We start from the raw sequence: 16,257 nt of genomic DNA on the forward strand, positions 1-16,257 counted from the left end.
CACAGCCGAGCGACCGCCGTCACAATGGCTTTATGTTGCGTCCGGATCATTCCATCCGCCAGAGAGTTGCGCTAAACAGCAGCCGGTATTTTTCGAGGATCCGCCATGTCCGCATCAGAAAGTGAAATTCAGGCCCGCCTGCTCGCCCAGGCCCTGCCCTACATGCAGCGCTACGAGCATAAGACGATCGTCGTCAAATACGGCGGTCACGCCATGGGCAATGCCGAACTCGGGCGCGCCTTTGCCAGCGACATCGCGCTTCTGAAGCAGTCCGGCGTCAACCCGATCGTCGTTCACGGCGGCGGCCCTCAGATCGGCGCAATGCTCAACCGGATGGGCATCGAGTCCAAATTCGAGGGCGGGCTCCGCGTCACCGACGAAAAGACCGTCGAGATCGTCGAAATGGTGCTTGCCGGGTCGATCAACAAGGAGATCGTCGCGCTCATAAATCAGACGGGCGAATGGGCGATCGGCCTTTGCGGCAAGGACGGCAACATGGTCTTTGCGGAAAAGGCGAAGAAGACCATCCGCGACCCGGATTCCAACATCGAGCGCGTGCTCGACCTCGGCTTCGTCGGCGATGTGGTCGAAGTCGACCGCACCCTTCTCGATCTGCTCGCCCGCTCCGAGATGATACCGGTGATCGCGCCTGTGGCGCCGGGACGGGACGGCCACACCTACAACATCAACGCGGACACCTTCGCCGGCGCCATCGCCGGCGCGCTCAATGCGACGCGCCTGCTCTTCCTCACCGACGTTCCGGGCGTCCTCAACAAGAAGGGCGAACTCATCAAGCAGCTCTCCGTCGCCGAGGCGCGGGCGCTGATCGCCGACGGCACCATTTCGGGCGGCATGATCCCGAAGGTGGAGACCTGCATCGAGGCGATCAAGGCGGGCGTCCAGGGCGTCGTCATCCTCAACGGCAAAACGGCACATTCGGTGCTGCTCGAAATCTTCACCGAGCACGGCGCAGGCACGCTGATCGTGCCGTGAGGCGCTCCTTGTTTGCCGTGATTTGCCCCTCTCCTCGGGTTTAACCCGAGGACTAACCCTCTCCCCGTTCTGACGGGGAGAGGGGACGTGCCCTGCAAGACGCCTCTCGATAGTGCGGCTAGGCGGCGCCACGAGTCCCTTCTCCCCGTCATGACGGGGAGAAGGTCGCGGCAGCGGGATGAGGGGCGAATCTCTTAACTCGCCCTATAAACCTTCTCCGCCTCGCCGCGCAGCCGGGCGATCATCTCCCGGTATGGGAACGGCCCGTAGCTCACCCGCCCGACGCCGGCGGCCGCAAGCGTGGCGATGTCCGGCGCCCCCGGCTTCATCATTACGTTGACCGGCAAGGGAGATGCCGCGCAGAGCCTGGCGATCAGGTCTCGATCGGCGAGGCCCGGTGCGAAGAAGCCGCTCGCGCCCGCATCCGCATAGGCCTCGGCGCGGGCGATCGCATCCTCCATCAGGGCCGCGTGGCGCGCCGCGTCGCTCTCCTGCAGGAAGAGGTCGGTGCGGGCGTTGATGAACAGTGCAATGCCCTGTCGCTCCGCCATCTCTCGGATCGCGCGGATGCGGGCCGCCTGCTTGTCGATCGGATGGACGCCGCCTCTGCCAACCATCTGGTCCTCGAAATTGATGCCGATCCCGCCGGCATCGATCACTTGCGCGACATTGGCCGCGGCCTGGGCCGGGTCCTCCGAATAGGCGCCTTCGAAGTCCACCGAGAGCGGCAGGTCCGTAGCCGCGACGATCTCGCGCACGGTCTCGAGCAGCAGAGGCAGCGGCAGTTTCTGCCCGTCCCCATATCCATGTGCCGCCGCGACCGACCAACTCCCGGTGGCGAGCGCCTTGGCGCCGGCCTCGGCCACGCACTGGGCGCTGCCTGCATCCCAGATGTTGTACAGAACCACCGGATCGCCTTTCCGGTGCAGTGCCCCGAAGGCAAGCGCTCTTTCTTCCTGGCTCATCGTATCTTCTCCCAGTCCGTCAGGTTGATCGATCCCGTTACATCGTTGGAGCGGCGGCCTGCACAGGCTTCTCCCCGTCCCACTCTCTGAAAAGCCCGACAGGGCGCATTCTGCCCTCGTGGCGAAGCAGCCATTGCTTGCGCCGGAGCCCGCCCCCATAGCCCGTCAACGATCCGTCAGCGCCGATGCAGCGGTGGCATGGCACGACGATTGCGAGGCAGTTGGAGCCGTTGGCCCTGGCCACGGCACGCACCGCCTGCGGGGTTGCGACCTTCCGCGCGATGTCGCTGTAGGAGCGTGTCTCGCCCACGGGTATCGCAACGAGTTCTGCCCATACCTGGCGCTCGAAGGCACTGCCGTCGAGGGCGAGCGGTGTCCGAAAATCGGCCGAGCGCCCGGCGAAATAGTCGTTGAGCTCGCGCTCCACCTGATCGATGGGCGGCGTTCTGCCGGGCACCACCGCAGAGTGCGTCTTTCGCTTGAGATTTTCCACTTCGGCCGGGAGGGCCTTGCGGTCGTGGAACTCGATGAGATGAAGATGCGTCTGGTCGGCCACCGCCACCATGGGGCCTAGCGGCGTCTCTATCCAGTCGGCAAAGAGCAGCACGCGCCCTTGCGATTTAGCAGGAGCCTGTCCGATCAGCCGCCCGAAGGCGGCGCGAAAACCGCTCGGAGATTCATAGCCCGCGTCGATCTGCGCCTCGATGACACTGGCGCCGCCGGAGAGCTGCCGCGCGGCTTCGCCCATTCGCCGCTGGCGGGCGAGATCGAGAAACGTGACGCCGAGGGATCGCTTGAAGGCGCGCCGCACGGTCGACGGATCGAAGCCGCGCCGCACGAGATCGCCCTCCGTCCAGCGATGTTCCGGCCGGCGGTCGAGCAGCTCGATAAGCTCCTTGACGAGCGGATCTTTCCCGGATGCACCTTCCAGCGGGCGGCAACGTTGGCACGGCCGGAAGCCGGAATTGACGCAGGCGGAAATACTGTCGAAGAACAAAGTGTTCTCCCGCTTCGGCTTGCGGGCGGGACATGAGAGCCGGCAGAAGATGCCGGTGCTCTTGACGCAGACGAAGGCCTGGCCCTCATAATCGGAACTGCGGGCCAGCAGCGCATCGTAAAGGATATCGTCATCAGGCAGATCGAAAAGCATATTGCTTTGTAGCATCAGCCACACGCGCCGTCCGCCGAATTTCGGGCATCTATTCGTGCTGTTCGCCGATCCCTCACATGACGAGCAGCATGACCACGCCGAGCACGATAAGCAGGCAGCCGACCAGTTCGAGCCGGTTGATCCACTCCCGGAAGATGAAGAAGGAGGAGGCGAAGGTGAACAGCATCTCCACCTGAGCGACCACCTTGACGATCGCCGCCTGCTGCAGCGTCATCGCCGCGAACCAGCCGAAGGAGGCCGAGGCGCCGACAAAGCCCACGACGAAAGCGGGCTTCCAGGCAGCACCTATGCGTTTCAGCTCGGCGCGTTCACGCGCGACGATCCAGAGAAGCATAACGATCGTCTGAAGCAGGATGACGAAGCCGAGCGTGAAGCTCGCCTGGATCACATAGTCCGGCTGAGGCAGACTCGGCTCCAGCGCCAGCGAGGCCGAGCGGTAGGACACCGCCGAGAGACCGAAGAAGGTACCGGAGAGCAGCCCGATTCCCGCCGTGCGACCGAAGATCGATGTCAGCAGCGACCGCGCGCTGAGCGTCGTTCGGGCGACGGAGATCAGCATGACGCCGACCACCGAAATGGCGATCGCAACCAGCGCTCCCTGGCTTGCCTTTTCGCCGAGGAAGATCAGTCCGAAGAGCGCCGCCTGGGCGGGCTCGGTGCGGGAATAGGCGGTGCCCACCGCGAAGTTGCGGAAGGAGAAGAGATGGACGAGCAGGAAGGTCGCAGCGATCTGCGCCAATCCGCCGACCACCGCCCAGAGATAGAAAGTGCCGTTCGGCACCGGCAGCTGATGCCCGCCGACGCGCCAGAGCAGGACGAGGTAGAGGAGCGCGAAAGGCAGCCCGAAGCCGAAGCGGACGAAAGTCGCGCCGGTGGTGCCCATGACGCCCTTCAGGTGCTTCTGCATGGCGGAGCGGACATTCTGAAGGAAGGCCGCGGCGACGGTGATGAGAACCCAGCTTTCCATATTTGCCCGCTAACACGCAGGCCGAAAACAATCCATGGCCAATCGGGTCGCAGGTGAACAAACCGTTTTGCTTCGCAAGGCCGGCCGTGTCATAAACCCGCCCATGAAGAAGCTCGACCGCATGCCGACCCACGCCGAATTCGCCCATGTCACCGACTGGGTCTTCGACCTCGACAACACGCTCTATCCGCATCACGTCAATCTGTTCTCACAGATCGACCGCAACATGACGGCCTATGTTGCCGAACTCCTGTCGCTGGAGCCTGCGGAGGCGAAGAAGCTGCAGAAGGAATACTACCGCGACCACGGCACCACGCTTCAGGGCCTGATGCTTCATCACGGCATCGATCCCAATGATTTCCTCGAAAGAGCCCACGCCATCGACTATAGCGTGGTGCCGGCCGATCCGGCGCTCGGCGAGGCGATCAAGGCGCTGCCCGGACGCAAGTTCATCTTCACCAACGGCAGCGTCGCCCATGCGGAGATGACCGCGCGGGCGCTCGGCATTCTCGAGCATTTCAACGACATCTTCGACATCGTCGCCGCCGGCTTCATACCGAAGCCCGCCGGCGACACCTACGACAAGTTCATGGGCCTTCACCGCATCGACACGGCGAATGCGGTGATGTTCGAGGATCTGCCGCGCAACCTGGTCGTCCCTAAGGCGCTCGGCATGAAGACGGTGCTGCTCGTGCCGCGCAATCTCGAATACGAGTTCGCCGAGGCCTGGGAAACGTCGAGCGACGCGGACGATCAGATCGACTACGTCACGGAAGACCTGGCGGGTTTCCTGCGCAGTGTGATTGTTTAGCCCAAAAGTCAAAGGCCCCTCCCCACAGGCCCTACAGGGGGAGGGGTTCGGGAGGGGCTTTTTTTGTGAACTACCGCCGTCCGGACGCCATCGGGACCGACCGGGGGTCGACCTTCTCGTAAAACCCGGCGATGATTTCCCATGCCTCTTCGGCCGTCTCCACGAAATGCAACAGGTCGACGTCGTCCGGCGCGATGGTTCCGAACTCGGCCAGTGCCTCGAAATTGATGATGCTGCGCCAGAATTTCTCGCCGAAGAGGATGAGCGGCACCAGAGCAAGCCGGCCGGTCTGCATCAGCGTCATGGTTTCGAACAGTTCGTCGAGCGTGCCGAAGCCGCCCGGGAAGACAGTGACCGCCTTGGCACGCAGCAGGAAGTGCATCTTGCGGATGGCGAAATAGTGGAAATTGAAGGACAGGTCCGGCGTCACGAACTGGTTCGGCGCCTGCTCGTGCGGAAGCACGATGTTCAGGCCGATCGAAGGTGCGCCGACGTCGGCTGCGCCGCGATTGCCCGCCTCCATGACGCCGGGGCCGCCGCCCGTGACGACCACATATTCCTTGTAACCGAGCTTTGCCGACTGCTCCGAGCACAATCGCGCGAACTTGCGCGCCTCGTCATAATAGATCGAGGCAGCCTCGAGATTCTTGCGCTGGATGTCGTTCTTGGCGGCCCAGGCCTCGCCGCCCGGCTCCGGAATGCGCGCTCCGCCGAACATCACCACGGTGGAGTTGATGCCGCGCTCCTCGAGCATCATCTCGGTCTTCAGGAGCTCGAGCTGCAGGCGGACGGGCCTCAGTTCCTCACGGCACAGGAAATCGTCGTCGATATAGGCGAGACGATAGGTGGGCGAAGCCGATTGCGGCGTCAAAGGCACGCTCGATGCGCGTTGCCTGCTCTGGGAGCTGTCTGCCAGCGGATCCCAAACCCCATCCTTGCGGCGCAGAGTCCGCTTCTTCATGCGTGCCATGTTTCGTTTCCCGTCGCGTTTCGAACACCGGAGACCTCGTCCGGACGCGTCCCTTCGGATCTTTCTCGGCCATAGAGGCGTCCCTACTGCCGGATTAGTTGAGACTTGCCAAGTCCCGTTGAGGAGCGCGAACCGAAAAGGCCTTCAACTTTTTGAGGATCATGCTCCATGGGCGCCAGGTTTCGGTGAAGCCGCGCGACATCTTGAATCGCTGCATAATCCGTGAAGCCGGTTCCGATTCGGGGAATTATGCAGTAGAGCTTGCAGCACAACGCCGAACTCGAAGGATTTCCGATGACGAACCACGACCTCGCCTCCCTGTCGCAGACGATCGAGACCGCTTTCGAAGGGCGCGACGCCGTCAACACCGGCACCCGCGGCGCGGTTCGCGACGCCGTGGAAACGGCGCTGAACCTGCTCGACAGCGGCAAGGTACGCGTCGCTGAACGCAGTGAGGACGGCACCTGGACGGTCAACCAGTGGCTCAAGAAGGCGGTGCTCCTCTCCTTCCGCCTCAATCCGATGGAACTCGTCAGAGGCGGACCGGGCGAAGCCGTCTGGTGGGACAAGGTTGCCTCCAAATTCGACGGCTGGAGCGTCAACGAGTTCGAGAAGGCCGGGTTCCGCGCCGTTCCGAACTGCGTGGTCCGCCGCTCCGCCTATATCGCACCGAATGCGGTGCTGATGCCCTCCTTCGTCAATCTCGGCGCCTATGTCGGCGAGGGGACGATGGTCGACACCTGGGCGACCGTCGGCTCCTGCGCGCAGATCGGCAAGAACGTGCATCTTTCCGGCGGCGTCGGCATTGGCGGCGTGTTGGAGCCGATGCAGGCCGGCCCGACCATCATCGAGGACAATTGCTTCATCGGCGCCCGCTCGGAGGTGGTCGAAGGCTGCATCGTCCGCGAGGGTTCGGTGCTCGGCATGGGTGTCTTCATCGGCAAGTCGACGAAGATCGTCGACCGCGCGACGGGCGAGGTGATGTATGGCGAAGTGCCGCCCTACTCCGTCGTCGTCGCCGGCTCCATGGCTTCCGGCTCCACCATGGCCAATGGCCAGCCGGCGCCGAACCTCTATTGCGCCGTGATCGTCAAGCGGGTCGACGAGAAGACCCGCTCCAAGACCGGCATCAACGAACTGCTCCGGGACTGACGATGGCCAAGGAGGGGCGGCAGCCGAGCATGATGTGGCTGTTCTTCAGCCCCTCCGGCCGTATCGGCCGCCTGCCCTTTCTCCTCGCCTGGCTCTTCTGGTTCGCCGTCGGCTCCATTTTTCTGGTGCAGATGATGAAGAACGAGGTGGATGACGCGGCGCTCGCGCTCTGGACGCTGGCTCTGATCGTCTCCGGCGTGCTTTCGACGCTCTCCATCGCCATGCTGGCGATCAAGCGCCTGCATGATATCGGCTATCCCGGCCCGCTGGCGCTCTGCCTCTTCATCCCGGTTCTGAGCCCGATCGTTTTCATCGGTCTCTGCCTCTGGCCGGGCGCAAACAGGGCAAACGAATATGGCAGCCGCCGCGATGCGCCGGCCGGAGATTGATTCCGCCCTGTACATTTCAACGCTCACCAAGTATGTAGCGCGGCAACTGAATAGGGCCGCGACCACGTTGGCCGCGGCAATCGACGCCTGATGACGACCTGCACCGAGGTCCGCTCTTCCGCCGACGACAACCGAAATCCGAAAGAAGAGACATGACAGAATTCGCAGGGATCGCGCCGGCGATCGCCGAGGCGTTGGCAAAACGCGGTTACGAGACGCTGACGCCGGTTCAGCAGGCCATGCTGGATCCGTCGCTCGGCACCGCCGACGCGCTGGTCTCCGCCCAGACCGGCTCGGGCAAGACCGTGGCCTTCGGCTTGGCACTGGCGCCGACGCTCATCGGTTCGGCAAGGAAATTCGCGCAGGCCGGCGCACCGCTTGCACTCGTCATCGCGCCGACGCGCGAATTGGCGCTGCAGGTCATGCGTGAGCTCGACTGGCTCTACGAGATGGCGGGGGCCACCATCGCCTCCTGCGTCGGCGGCATGGACATGCGCAGCGAACGGCGCACGCTGGAACGCGGCGCCCATATCGTCGTCGGGACGCCGGGACGGCTTTGCGACCATATCCGCCGTGGATCGCTCGATATATCGGGACTGAAGGCCGTCGTGCTCGATGAGGCCGACGAGATGCTGGACCTCGGCTTCCGCGAGGATCTGGAGTTCATTCTCGAGGCGTCGCCGGCGGATCGCCGCACGCTGATGTTCTCCGCCACCGTACCGCGCTCGATCGCGACGCTCGCCAAGAGTTACCAGCGCGACGCAGTCCGCATCGGCGTCACCTCCGAGCAGAAGCAGCACGGCGACATCGAGTACCGCTCGCTGCTCGTGGCGCCGAGCGACCGTGAGAATGCCATCATCAACGTGCTGCGCTTTTACGAAGCGAGGAACGCGATCGTCTTCTGCTCGACGCGCGCCGCGGTCAATCATCTGACCGCCCGCTTCAACAATCGCGGCTTCTCCGTCGTGGCGCTCTCAGGCGAGCTCAGCCAGAACGAACGCACCCACGCACTGCAGGCCATGCGCGACGGCCGCGCCCGCGTGTGCATCGCGACCGACGTTGCGGCGCGCGGGATCGACCTTCCGGGCCTCGAGCTCGTGATCCATGCCGACCTGCCGACCAACTCCGACACGCTGCTGCATCGCAGCGGCCGGACGGGCCGCGCCGGCCAGAAAGGCGTGAGCGCACTGATCGTGCCCGTGAACGCCCGCCGCAAGGCCGAGCGGCTGCTTGAAAACGCACGGATTACCGCCGCCTGGGCAAAGCCCCCGTTGGCCGACGAGGTGGCACGTCGCGACGACGAGCGCATCGCCGCCGATCCGGCCCTTGCCGAAGCTCCGCGCGAGGATGAACAGGCGATCGTCGAGACGCTGATCAGCCGCTACGGGGCGGAAAAGATCGCCGCGGCCTTCGTCCGGCAATTCCGCTCGAACCGTTCCGCTCCGGAGGAACTCGTGGATGTCGCCGTCTACGACGATCGCAGGAAACCCCGTCGCGACGGCCCGGCTTTCACGGGTGACAGCGAGCCGGCTCCGCGCGCGGACTTCGCCGACGGCCAGTGGTTTTCCCTCTCCGTCGGGCGCAAGCAGAATGCCGAGCCCCGCTGGCTGATCCCGATGCTTTGCCGTTACGGCAAGCTGAGCAAGCGCGATATCGGCGAGATCCGCATGCAGCCCGAGGAAACCTATGTCGAGATGACGGCCGACGGCGCAGAACGCCTTCTTGCCGCGATCGGCCCGAACCGGATGCTGGAAAAGGGCATTCGCGTCAAAACCCTTCCGGGTGCCCCGGACAGCTCCAGGCCGCGGCAGGACAAGCCGGACTTCGAGAAGAAGCGGCCGCCGGCGACCGCAGCGGAGCGCGAGCACAAGGACTTCGAGCCGAAGCGCAAGTTCGACAAGCAGCCTCCCGTCGCGCAGGATGCGCATTCGGACAGCCGGGGCGACAAGCCCTGGAGCAAGAAGAAGGGCAAGCCCGAAGCGCAGAAAACCGGCGACTTCAAGCCCGGTGCCAAGCGCAACAACGCCAAGAAGCGCCAGCCTTGAGATGGCATTTCCCGCCTGCGATCGGCATCGCGGCGGGAAAACTTGAGGTGAATCCCCGCAGATCAAGTCTCCAGGACCGTGCCGCCGCATGTCGAATATCGCTTGAGCGAGGTGGGCCGCTCGCTGAGTGAAGCGCTGGTCGTGCTCGACCGCTGGGCGGAGACCCATTTCGGCACGCTCGACGCCGCGCGCGAACGCTATGACGCGCAGACGAACAGGTGAGAACGGGTCGTCACTCGCCGTTCTGCGACTGCGCCATGACCTTCACGACCCAATCGGCGAAAACGCGCAAACGGCTGCTCAAGTGACGGTTCGGCGGATAGACGAGATAGATCGGCATCGGCTCGACCTGCCAGTCGGGCAGAACCGGAACCATCGTCCCGTTGCGAAGGTCCTCGCGCACCATGAAGAGCGGCGCCTGGATGACGCCCAGTCCCGCTCGGGCGGCGGCAAGATAGGTGGTCGATTCGTTCGCAGCCACCGTATAGCGTCCACTCACCTCGATCTCCTCGTTGCCGCGCCGGAAATGGAACGGCATCTGCTGACCGGTCTTCGGCAGGAAATAGCCGACCACATAGCAATTCTTCTCCAGATCGGAAGGGTGCTGCGGCACCGGGTGTCGCTCGAGAAAATCCCGCGAAGCGCAGGCGACGAACTTCATCTCGGTGATGCGCCGGGCGATCAGCGACTGATCCGTCAGGGTACCGGCGCGGATGGCGCAATCGACGTTCTCCGCGAGATAGTCGATCGTTCGGTCGGAAACCCCGAGATCGATCTGGATATCGGGGTACTTCTTGTGGAACTCGGGCAGCGCCGGAATGATTACCAGATTGGCGAAGGCACTTGCCGTCTCGACTCTCAGTCGGCCCTTCGGCAGGCTCTGGGCCGTCGAAAGGCTGCCGTCCAGTTCGTCGAGGTCGGAAAGCAGCCGTGCGGCGCGCTCGTAATAAAGCGCACCGTCCGGCGTCACCAGGACGCGCCGCGTGGTACGATTGAGCAGCTTCGTGCGCAAATGCGCCTCCAGCCCCTGGATGAGATTGGTGACGGTCGCCTTCGGCATGTTGAGGGAGGCGGAGGCACGGGTAAAATTGCCGGTCTCCACAACCCGAAGAAAGGCGCGCATGGCCGTGAGTTGGTCCATTTTCAATAACCGAATTGTTCGAAATACCGAATAGTGTAATCACAACCCGCGGACTATTCCAGACGAAAGACAATGATATGCTGCAACCATCGCGAGTTGTCCCTCATCTAGGGATTCACCCGTGGCGGAGACAAGAGAGATGAACGCGCAATTTACGGAAGAGACGATGCAGACGAGCAAAGGCTCGTGCCGCGCGCGTGTCTACCGCGGCGCATCGCTGCTCGCGCCGCCGCCGATCGTGCTGCATCTCCATGGTGGCGGCTTCGTCGGCGATTCGGTCGCAGCGGGCGAAAAAGTGGCCAATGCCTTGGCGGCCGCGGGCGCGGTCGTCATCTCGCCGGAATATCCTTCCGCGTGCATGAACCCGTTTCCGGCGGCACTCGACTGCGCCTATGCGATGCTTTCATCCATGCGCAGCCGCTGTCCGCAGTTCGCGCACAAGAAGTCGATGCTGTTCGTCGCCGGCGAAGAGGCGGGCGGCAATCTTGCGGCCGGCCTGGCGCTGATGGCGCGCGATCAGTTCCTGACCGACCTCAAAGGCCAGATCCTGCTGTCGCCCCTGCTCGACCCGTGCCTGGCAACGGCTTCGTTTCGCAAGTTCTGTCCGCAGAGTTCGGTGCAATCCATCGCCGAAGGCTGGCAACAATATCTCGGCGAGCGCAGCGGGCTCACGCATCCCTATGCGGCGCCGGGCCATTGCAGCCGTCTCGGCGGTCTCGTTCCGGCCCTCGTCGTCACCAGCGAGGAGTGCCCGATGCGCGACGAGGCGGAAGCCTATGCCGAGCGTCTCCGCAAGGCCGGCGTTCCGGTGGAAACCCATGTGCTGCCCGGGCGCGCCTCATGGCTGCCTGTCGGCGGCGCGGCGCAGGAGACCTGGCCATCGCATGAAGAAATCATATCCGGCATCTTCTCCCGCTTCTTCAAGCAGGCGGGAGCGAAGCCGGCCAAAGAGTAACAAATAAAACAGTAAGCACAGAGCCGGGCTCCCAACCGGCGAGGAGAAAACATGACATCGACAGTAACCCGCCGGGTCCTGTGGGGCGCCGGCTTGAGCATTCTTTTGTCCGTCGGCGGCGGCGCGGCCGTCTTCTTCGGACTGCCTCAGCGCTTCCAGGCGGATGCCGCGACCGAAGCGCCCGCCGCAGCGGTGCCGCCGGCCGTGCCGGTCTCCGTCGCCAAGGCCGAATCGCGCCGGATCACCACGTGGGAGAGCTTCTCCGGCCGTCTCGAAGCGATCGAGCGCGTCGAGATCCGTCCTCGCGTCGGCGGCGCGATCCTGAGCGCCCACTTCCGCGAAGGGGCGCTGGTCGAAAAGGGCGACCTGCTCGTCACCATCGATCCCGAGCCCTTCGCCGCGGCAGTCGAGCGCGCCGAAGCGCAGGTTGCCGCAGCCGAAGCGCGCGTCGCGCTCGCCAGAACCGAGCTCGAACGCGGCCGCAAGCTGGTGACCACCAGCGCTATCCCGCAGAGCGGAGTCGATCAAAGGCTCAGCGTCTACGACGAGGCGCGGGCGAACCTCCGCTCGGCGAAGGCCGCGCTGCACACCGCCAAACTCGACCTGGAATACACCGAAGTGCGCGCGCCGATCAGCGGTCGCGTCGGCAGGCTCAACGTGACGGCGGGCAATCTCGTTACCGCCGGCACCGCCTCGCCGGTCCTGACGACGCTCGTGTCCGTGGACCCGATCTATGCGAGTTTCAACGTCAGCGAGGAGGTCGTTGCCGCCGCGCTCGCAAAGCTCTCGGCCTCGGCCGGCAGCATCGATGCGATCGAACGCATCCCCGTCGAAATCGGCACCTCCGCCGACGAGGGGACTCCGATCACCGGCCATATCCAGCTCATCAACAACGAGGTGGACGCGGCAACCGGCACCATTCGCGTGCGGGCGGAACTCACCAATGCCGATGGGCGCCTGATCCCGGGTCAGTTCGTGCGCATTCGGATCGGCGATCCGCAGCCTGAGGAAAAGCTGGTGATCAGCGACCGTGCGGTCAGTTCGGATCAGGACAAGAAATTCGTCCTGGTCGTCGGGGCGGACAACAAGGTGGAGTACCGCCAGGTCACTCTCGGGCCCGTCGCCGATGGTCTCCGGATCGTGGAAAACGGGCTGAAGCCCGGCGAGAGCATCATCGTCAACGGTCTGCAGCGCGTACGCCCCGGCGTCGTCGTCGCCCCGCAGGCCGAGCAGGCGACCGCTTCGATCGCCAAGCCATAGCCAAGCTGCGCCCTGACGGACCATAGCAGGGCGCCGAAAAGACATTCAACGGCATGCATCGGTGCTCGCGGCGATAAGTCTTCGCCGCAGACGCGCTCCGCTTGCCTGAAGTTCCCAAGGGGGATGCCATGAATTTCTCACGCTTCTTCGTCGACCGCCCGGTCTTCGCGGGCGTTCTTTCCGTGATCATCTTCGTCGCGGGCCTGATCGGCATGACCGGCCTGCCGATTTCCGAATATCCGGAAGTCGTGCCGCCGCAGATCGTCGTCAGGGCGCAATATCCGGGCGCCAACCCGGCCGTCATCGCCGAAACCGTCGCCACACCGCTCGAAGAGCAGATCAACGGCGTCGAGGGCATGCTCTACATGCAGAGCCAGGCGACCGCCGATGGCCTGATGACGCTGACCGTCACCTTCGAGCTCGGAACCGATCCGGATCAGGCCCAGCAGCTGGTGCAGAACCGCGTCTCGCAGGGCGAGCCGCGGCTGCCGGAAGAGGTGCGCCGGCTCGGCGTCACCACCGTCAAGAGCTCGCCCGACCTGACGCTCGTCGTGCACCTGATTTCACCCAACGGGCAATACGACATCAACTATCTGCGCAACTACGGCGTCCTGAACGTCAAGGACCGGCTGGCGCGCGTAGATGGTGTCGGCCAGGTGCAGATCTTCGGCGGCGGCGACTATTCCATGCGCGTCTGGATCGACCCCGAAAAGGCCGCAGAGCGCGGGCTTGCCGCGAGCGACATCGCCAATGCCGTCCGCGGGCAGAACGTCCAGGCAGCCGCCGGCGTCATCGGCGCTTCGCCGTCGGTTCCCGGCCTGGACCTGCAACTCTCCGTCAACGCTCAGGGCCGCCTCAAGACACCCGAGGATTTTGCCGACATCGTCGTCAAATCGGGCGAGAGCGGGGAGATCACGCGCCTGGGCGACGTCGCCCGCGTCGAAATGGGAGCCGCTGACTACTCGCTGCGCTCGCTTCTCGACAACAAGGCCGCCGTCGGCATGGGCGTGTTCCAGGCGCCCGGCTCGAACGCCATCCAGATCTCCGAAAACGTCCACAAGGTCATGGCCGAGCTGAAGCAGACCATGCCTGATGGCGTCGATTACGAGATCGTCTACGACACGACGCAGTTCGTCCGGGCGTCGATCGAATCGGTCATCCACACGCTGCTCGAAGCCATCGCGCTCGTGGTCGTCGTCGTCATCGTCTTCCTGCAGACCTGGCGCGCCTCGATCATCCCGCTCGTCGCCGTGCCCGTCTCGATCGTCGGTACCTTCGCCGTGATGTATGTCTTCGGCTTCTCGATCAACGCGCTCAGCCTCTTCGGTCTGGTGCTGGCGATCGGCATCGTCGTCGACGACGCCATCGTCGTCGTGGAGAACGTCGAACGCAATATCTCCCAGGGCCTCTCACCGGTGCAGGCGACCTATCGCGCCATGCAGGAGGTCTCTGGGCCGATCATCGCGATCGCGCTGGTCCTCGTCGCGGTCTTCGTGCCGCTCGCCTTCATCACCGGGCTCACCGGCCAGTTCTACCGCCAGTTCGCGCTGACCATCGCGATTTCGACGGTGATTTCGGCCCTCAACTCGCTGACGCTCTCGCCGGCGCTCGCCGCCCTTCTCCTGAAGGACCACCACGCCCCGAAGGACCGGCTGACGCGGGTCATGGATGGGTTGTTCGGCTGGTTCTTCCGCGGCTTCAACCGCTTCTTCGGAGCGAGTTCGGAGGCCTATGGCCGCGGCGTCGGCGGCATCCTCACCCGCAAGTCGCTGGTCATGGGCGTCTATGTCGTCCTCCTCGGCGTCACCTTCGTGCTCTTCCGCGCGGTGCCCGGCGGCTTCGTGCCGGCGCAGGACAAGCAATACCTCATCGGCTTTGCGCAGCTGCCGGACGCGGCGACGCTCGATCGCTCGGAAGATGTCATCCGGCGCATGAGCGAGATCGCCCTCAAGCACCCGGGCGTCGAACACGCCATCGCCTTCCCGGGCCTGTCGATCAACGGCTTCACCAATTCGTCCAACTCCGGCATCGTCTTCGTGTCGCTGAAGCCGTTCGAGGAGCGTACGACGCCCGAACTTTCGGGCGGCGCCATCGCCATGCAGTTGAACCAGGAGTTCGGGGCGATACAGGATGCCTTCATCGCCATGTTCCCGCCACCGCCCGTCCAGGGTCTCGGCACGACCGGCGGCTTCAAGCTGCAGATCGAGGACAGGAACGGCCTCGGCTACCGGACGCTGGACGATGCGACCAAGGCCGTCCTCGCCAAGGCGATGGCGGCACCGGAACTCGCCGGGCTCTATTCGAGCTTCCAGATCAACGTGCCGCAGCTCTATGCCGACCTCGACCGCACCAAGGCCCGTCAGCTCGGCGTCGCGGTCACGGACGTGTTCGAGACGCTGCAGATCTATCTTGGCTCGCTCTACGTCAACGACTTCAACGCTTTCGGCCGCACCTACAGCGTGCGCATCCAGGCCGATGCGAGCTATCGCAGCCACGCCGACGACATCGGCAAGCTGAAGGTGCGTTCGCAGACGGGCGAGATGATCCCGCTGTCGGCCCTGCTCAACGTCGAGCAGACGGTCGGCGCCGAGCGGGCCATCCGCTACAACGGCTTCCTCGCCGCCGATATCAATGGCGGACCGGCACCCGGCTTCTCTTCCGGTCAGGCGCAGGCGGCCATCGAGCGGATTGCGGCCGAGACTCTGCCGCCCGGCATTTCATACGAGTGGACGGACCTGACCTACCAGCAAATCCTCGCCGGCAATTCTGGCATCCTCGTCTTCCCGCTGGCGCTGCTGCTCGTCTATCTCGTGCTTGCGGCCCAGTATGAGAGCCTGCTGCTGCCGATCGCGATCATCCTGATCGTGCCGATGGGCATCATGGCGGCGCTGACGGGCGTCTGGCTGACCGGCGGCGACAACAACGTCTTCACCCAGATCGGCCTAATCGTTCTGGTGGGTCTGTCGGCAAAGAACGCTATCCTGATCGTCGAATTCGCCCGCGAACTGGAACTGTCCGGCAGCAATGCCGTCAGTGCGGCGATCGAGGCGAGCCGGCTCCGGCTCAGGCCGATCCTGATGACCTCGATGGCCTTCATCATGGGTGTCGTGCCGCTCGTCACCTCCACCGGCGCCGGCGCGGAAATGCGCTCCGCCATGGGCGTGGCGGTCTTTGCCGGCATGATCGGCGTCACGGCCTTCGGCATCTTCATGACGCCCGTCTTCTATGTGCTCATCCGCAAGCTTTCCGGCGAAAAGCCGCTGAAGCACACCGGAGCGCATATAGAAGCCCCGCATCTCGCCCCCGGCGAGTAGCCTTCCCTGCCCCCGAACGGGGTCGATGGCGGGCCGGACATCTGTCCGGCCCGTTCTCTTTCCAGCCGCCCTGCGAAATCCGCCCGGTTCATCGGACGTGACAGCGGGTGGCTGATCGGATAAA

General features: G+C 64.3%; 14 protein-coding genes. 9 read left to right on the forward strand and 5 right to left on the reverse strand.

Annotated features, from left to right (window positions below; all coding sequences use genetic code 11):
• Positions 1 to 105 precede the first annotated feature (105 nt).
• Positions 106 to 993 carry an acetylglutamate kinase gene (argB, locus tag JOH52_RS04195; RefSeq protein WP_010968575.1) on the forward strand — a complete coding sequence of 296 codons (888 nt, stop codon included), beginning with the start codon at positions 106 to 108 and terminating at the stop codon, positions 991 to 993.
• 194 nt (positions 994 to 1,187) lie between these two features.
• Here argB and JOH52_RS04200 read toward each other — a convergent pair whose 3' ends face one another.
• Genes JOH52_RS04200 through JOH52_RS04210 form a run of 3 tightly spaced genes read right to left on the reverse strand, consistent with a single transcriptional unit; the run spans position 1,188 to position 4,096 of the window.
• Positions 1,188 to 1,958 (reverse strand): isocitrate lyase/PEP mutase family protein, encoded by a 771-nt coding sequence (locus JOH52_RS04200; RefSeq protein ID WP_003527613.1) that lies wholly within the window; start codon positions 1,956 to 1,958, stop codon positions 1,188 to 1,190.
• A 37-nt stretch (positions 1,959 to 1,995) separates the two neighbouring features.
• Complete coding sequence (locus JOH52_RS04205; protein WP_013843861.1) at positions 1,996 to 3,123, reverse strand: bifunctional transcriptional activator/DNA repair enzyme AdaA; 1,128 nt, start codon at positions 3,121 to 3,123, stop codon at positions 1,996 to 1,998.
• A 58-nt stretch (positions 3,124 to 3,181) separates the two neighbouring features.
• Positions 3,182 to 4,096, reverse strand: coding sequence for a DMT family transporter (locus tag JOH52_RS04210; RefSeq protein ID WP_017265881.1), 915 nt, complete (start codon positions 4,094 to 4,096; stop codon positions 3,182 to 3,184).
• A gap of 34 nt (positions 4,097 to 4,130) precedes the next feature.
• On the opposite strand from JOH52_RS04210, the gene JOH52_RS04215 reads away from it, so the two are divergent.
• On the forward strand, positions 4,131 to 4,907 hold the full coding sequence (locus tag JOH52_RS04215; RefSeq protein WP_017265880.1) for a pyrimidine 5'-nucleotidase: 777 nt from the start codon (positions 4,131 to 4,133) through the stop codon (positions 4,905 to 4,907).
• A gap of 70 nt (positions 4,908 to 4,977) precedes the next feature.
• On the opposite strand, the gene JOH52_RS04220 is transcribed toward JOH52_RS04215, so the two are convergent.
• On the reverse strand, positions 4,978 to 5,877 hold the full coding sequence (locus tag JOH52_RS04220) for an LOG family protein (protein WP_003527617.1): 900 nt from the start codon (positions 5,875 to 5,877) through the stop codon (positions 4,978 to 4,980).
• A 294-nt stretch (positions 5,878 to 6,171) separates the two neighbouring features.
• Between JOH52_RS04220 and dapD the strand changes: the two genes are divergently transcribed.
• The 4 genes from dapD (at position 6,172) to JOH52_RS04240 (ending at position 9,685) form a co-directional block, all read left to right on the forward strand.
• On the forward strand, positions 6,172 to 7,029 hold the full coding sequence (gene dapD / locus JOH52_RS04225; RefSeq protein ID WP_003527620.1) for a 2,3,4,5-tetrahydropyridine-2,6-dicarboxylate N-succinyltransferase: 858 nt from the start codon (positions 6,172 to 6,174) through the stop codon (positions 7,027 to 7,029).
• A 2-nt stretch (positions 7,030 to 7,031) separates the two neighbouring features.
• Positions 7,032 to 7,418 (forward strand): DUF805 domain-containing protein, encoded by a 387-nt coding sequence (locus JOH52_RS04230; protein ID WP_003527621.1) that lies wholly within the window; start codon positions 7,032 to 7,034, stop codon positions 7,416 to 7,418.
• A 152-nt stretch (positions 7,419 to 7,570) separates the two neighbouring features.
• Positions 7,571 to 9,463, forward strand: coding sequence for a DEAD/DEAH box helicase (locus JOH52_RS04235; RefSeq protein ID WP_014528897.1), 1,893 nt, complete (start codon positions 7,571 to 7,573; stop codon positions 9,461 to 9,463).
• Between the two features lie 51 nt (positions 9,464 to 9,514).
• Entirely contained in the window at positions 9,515 to 9,685 is a 171-nt protein-coding gene (locus JOH52_RS04240; protein ID WP_197538217.1) for a winged helix-turn-helix transcriptional regulator, read from the forward strand.
• 10 nt (positions 9,686 to 9,695) lie between these two features.
• Here JOH52_RS04240 and JOH52_RS04245 read toward each other — a convergent pair whose 3' ends face one another.
• Positions 9,696 to 10,604, reverse strand: coding sequence for a LysR family transcriptional regulator (locus JOH52_RS04245; protein ID WP_003527624.1), 909 nt, complete (start codon positions 10,602 to 10,604; stop codon positions 9,696 to 9,698).
• A 139-nt stretch (positions 10,605 to 10,743) separates the two neighbouring features.
• Here JOH52_RS04245 and JOH52_RS04250 point away from each other — a divergent pair, with 139 nt between their 5' ends.
• From JOH52_RS04250 to JOH52_RS04260, 3 genes are all read left to right on the forward strand, one after another.
• A complete protein-coding gene (locus tag JOH52_RS04250; protein ID WP_003527633.1) occupies positions 10,744 to 11,559 on the forward strand; it encodes an alpha/beta hydrolase in 816 nt (271 codons plus the stop codon).
• A gap of 51 nt (positions 11,560 to 11,610) precedes the next feature.
• Positions 11,611 to 12,819, forward strand: a complete 1,209-nt coding sequence (locus tag JOH52_RS04255) for an efflux RND transporter periplasmic adaptor subunit (protein WP_010968568.1) — start codon at positions 11,611 to 11,613, stop codon at positions 12,817 to 12,819.
• Positions 12,820 to 12,947: 128 nt separating this feature from the next.
• Positions 12,948 to 16,133, forward strand: coding sequence for an efflux RND transporter permease subunit (locus JOH52_RS04260; RefSeq protein ID WP_010968567.1), 3,186 nt, complete (start codon positions 12,948 to 12,950; stop codon positions 16,131 to 16,133).
• Positions 16,134 to 16,257 lie beyond the last annotated feature (124 nt).

The sequence above is a fragment of the Sinorhizobium meliloti genome, from assembly GCF_017876815.1.
GTDB lineage: Bacteria > Pseudomonadota > Alphaproteobacteria > Rhizobiales > Rhizobiaceae > Sinorhizobium > Sinorhizobium meliloti.

Excerpts from the sequence above, each read along its gene's own strand:
- argB (WP_010968575.1), top strand. The coding sequence starts at position 106 with ATGTCCGCATCAGAAAGTGAAATTCAGGCCCGCCTGCTCGCCCAGGCC.
- JOH52_RS04200 (WP_003527613.1), bottom strand. The coding sequence starts at position 1,958 with ATGAGCCAGGAAGAAAGAGCGCTTGCCTTCGGGGCACTGCACCGGAAA.
- JOH52_RS04205 (WP_013843861.1), bottom strand. The coding sequence starts at position 3,123 with ATGCTACAAAGCAATATGCTTTTCGATCTGCCTGATGACGATATCCTT.
- JOH52_RS04210 (WP_017265881.1), bottom strand. The coding sequence starts at position 4,096 with ATGGAAAGCTGGGTTCTCATCACCGTCGCCGCGGCCTTCCTTCAGAAT.
- JOH52_RS04215 (WP_017265880.1), top strand. The coding sequence starts at position 4,131 with ATGGCCAATCGGGTCGCAGGTGAACAAACCGTTTTGCTTCGCAAGGCC.
- JOH52_RS04220 (WP_003527617.1), bottom strand. The coding sequence starts at position 5,877 with ATGGCACGCATGAAGAAGCGGACTCTGCGCCGCAAGGATGGGGTTTGG.
- dapD (WP_003527620.1), top strand. The coding sequence starts at position 6,172 with ATGACGAACCACGACCTCGCCTCCCTGTCGCAGACGATCGAGACCGCT.
- JOH52_RS04230 (WP_003527621.1), top strand. The coding sequence starts at position 7,032 with ATGGCCAAGGAGGGGCGGCAGCCGAGCATGATGTGGCTGTTCTTCAGC.
- JOH52_RS04235 (WP_014528897.1), top strand. The coding sequence starts at position 7,571 with ATGACAGAATTCGCAGGGATCGCGCCGGCGATCGCCGAGGCGTTGGCA.
- JOH52_RS04245 (WP_003527624.1), bottom strand. The coding sequence starts at position 10,604 with ATGGACCAACTCACGGCCATGCGCGCCTTTCTTCGGGTTGTGGAGACC.
- JOH52_RS04250 (WP_003527633.1), top strand. The coding sequence starts at position 10,744 with ATGAACGCGCAATTTACGGAAGAGACGATGCAGACGAGCAAAGGCTCG.
- JOH52_RS04255 (WP_010968568.1), top strand. The coding sequence starts at position 11,611 with ATGACATCGACAGTAACCCGCCGGGTCCTGTGGGGCGCCGGCTTGAGC.
- JOH52_RS04260 (WP_010968567.1), top strand. The coding sequence starts at position 12,948 with ATGAATTTCTCACGCTTCTTCGTCGACCGCCCGGTCTTCGCGGGCGTT.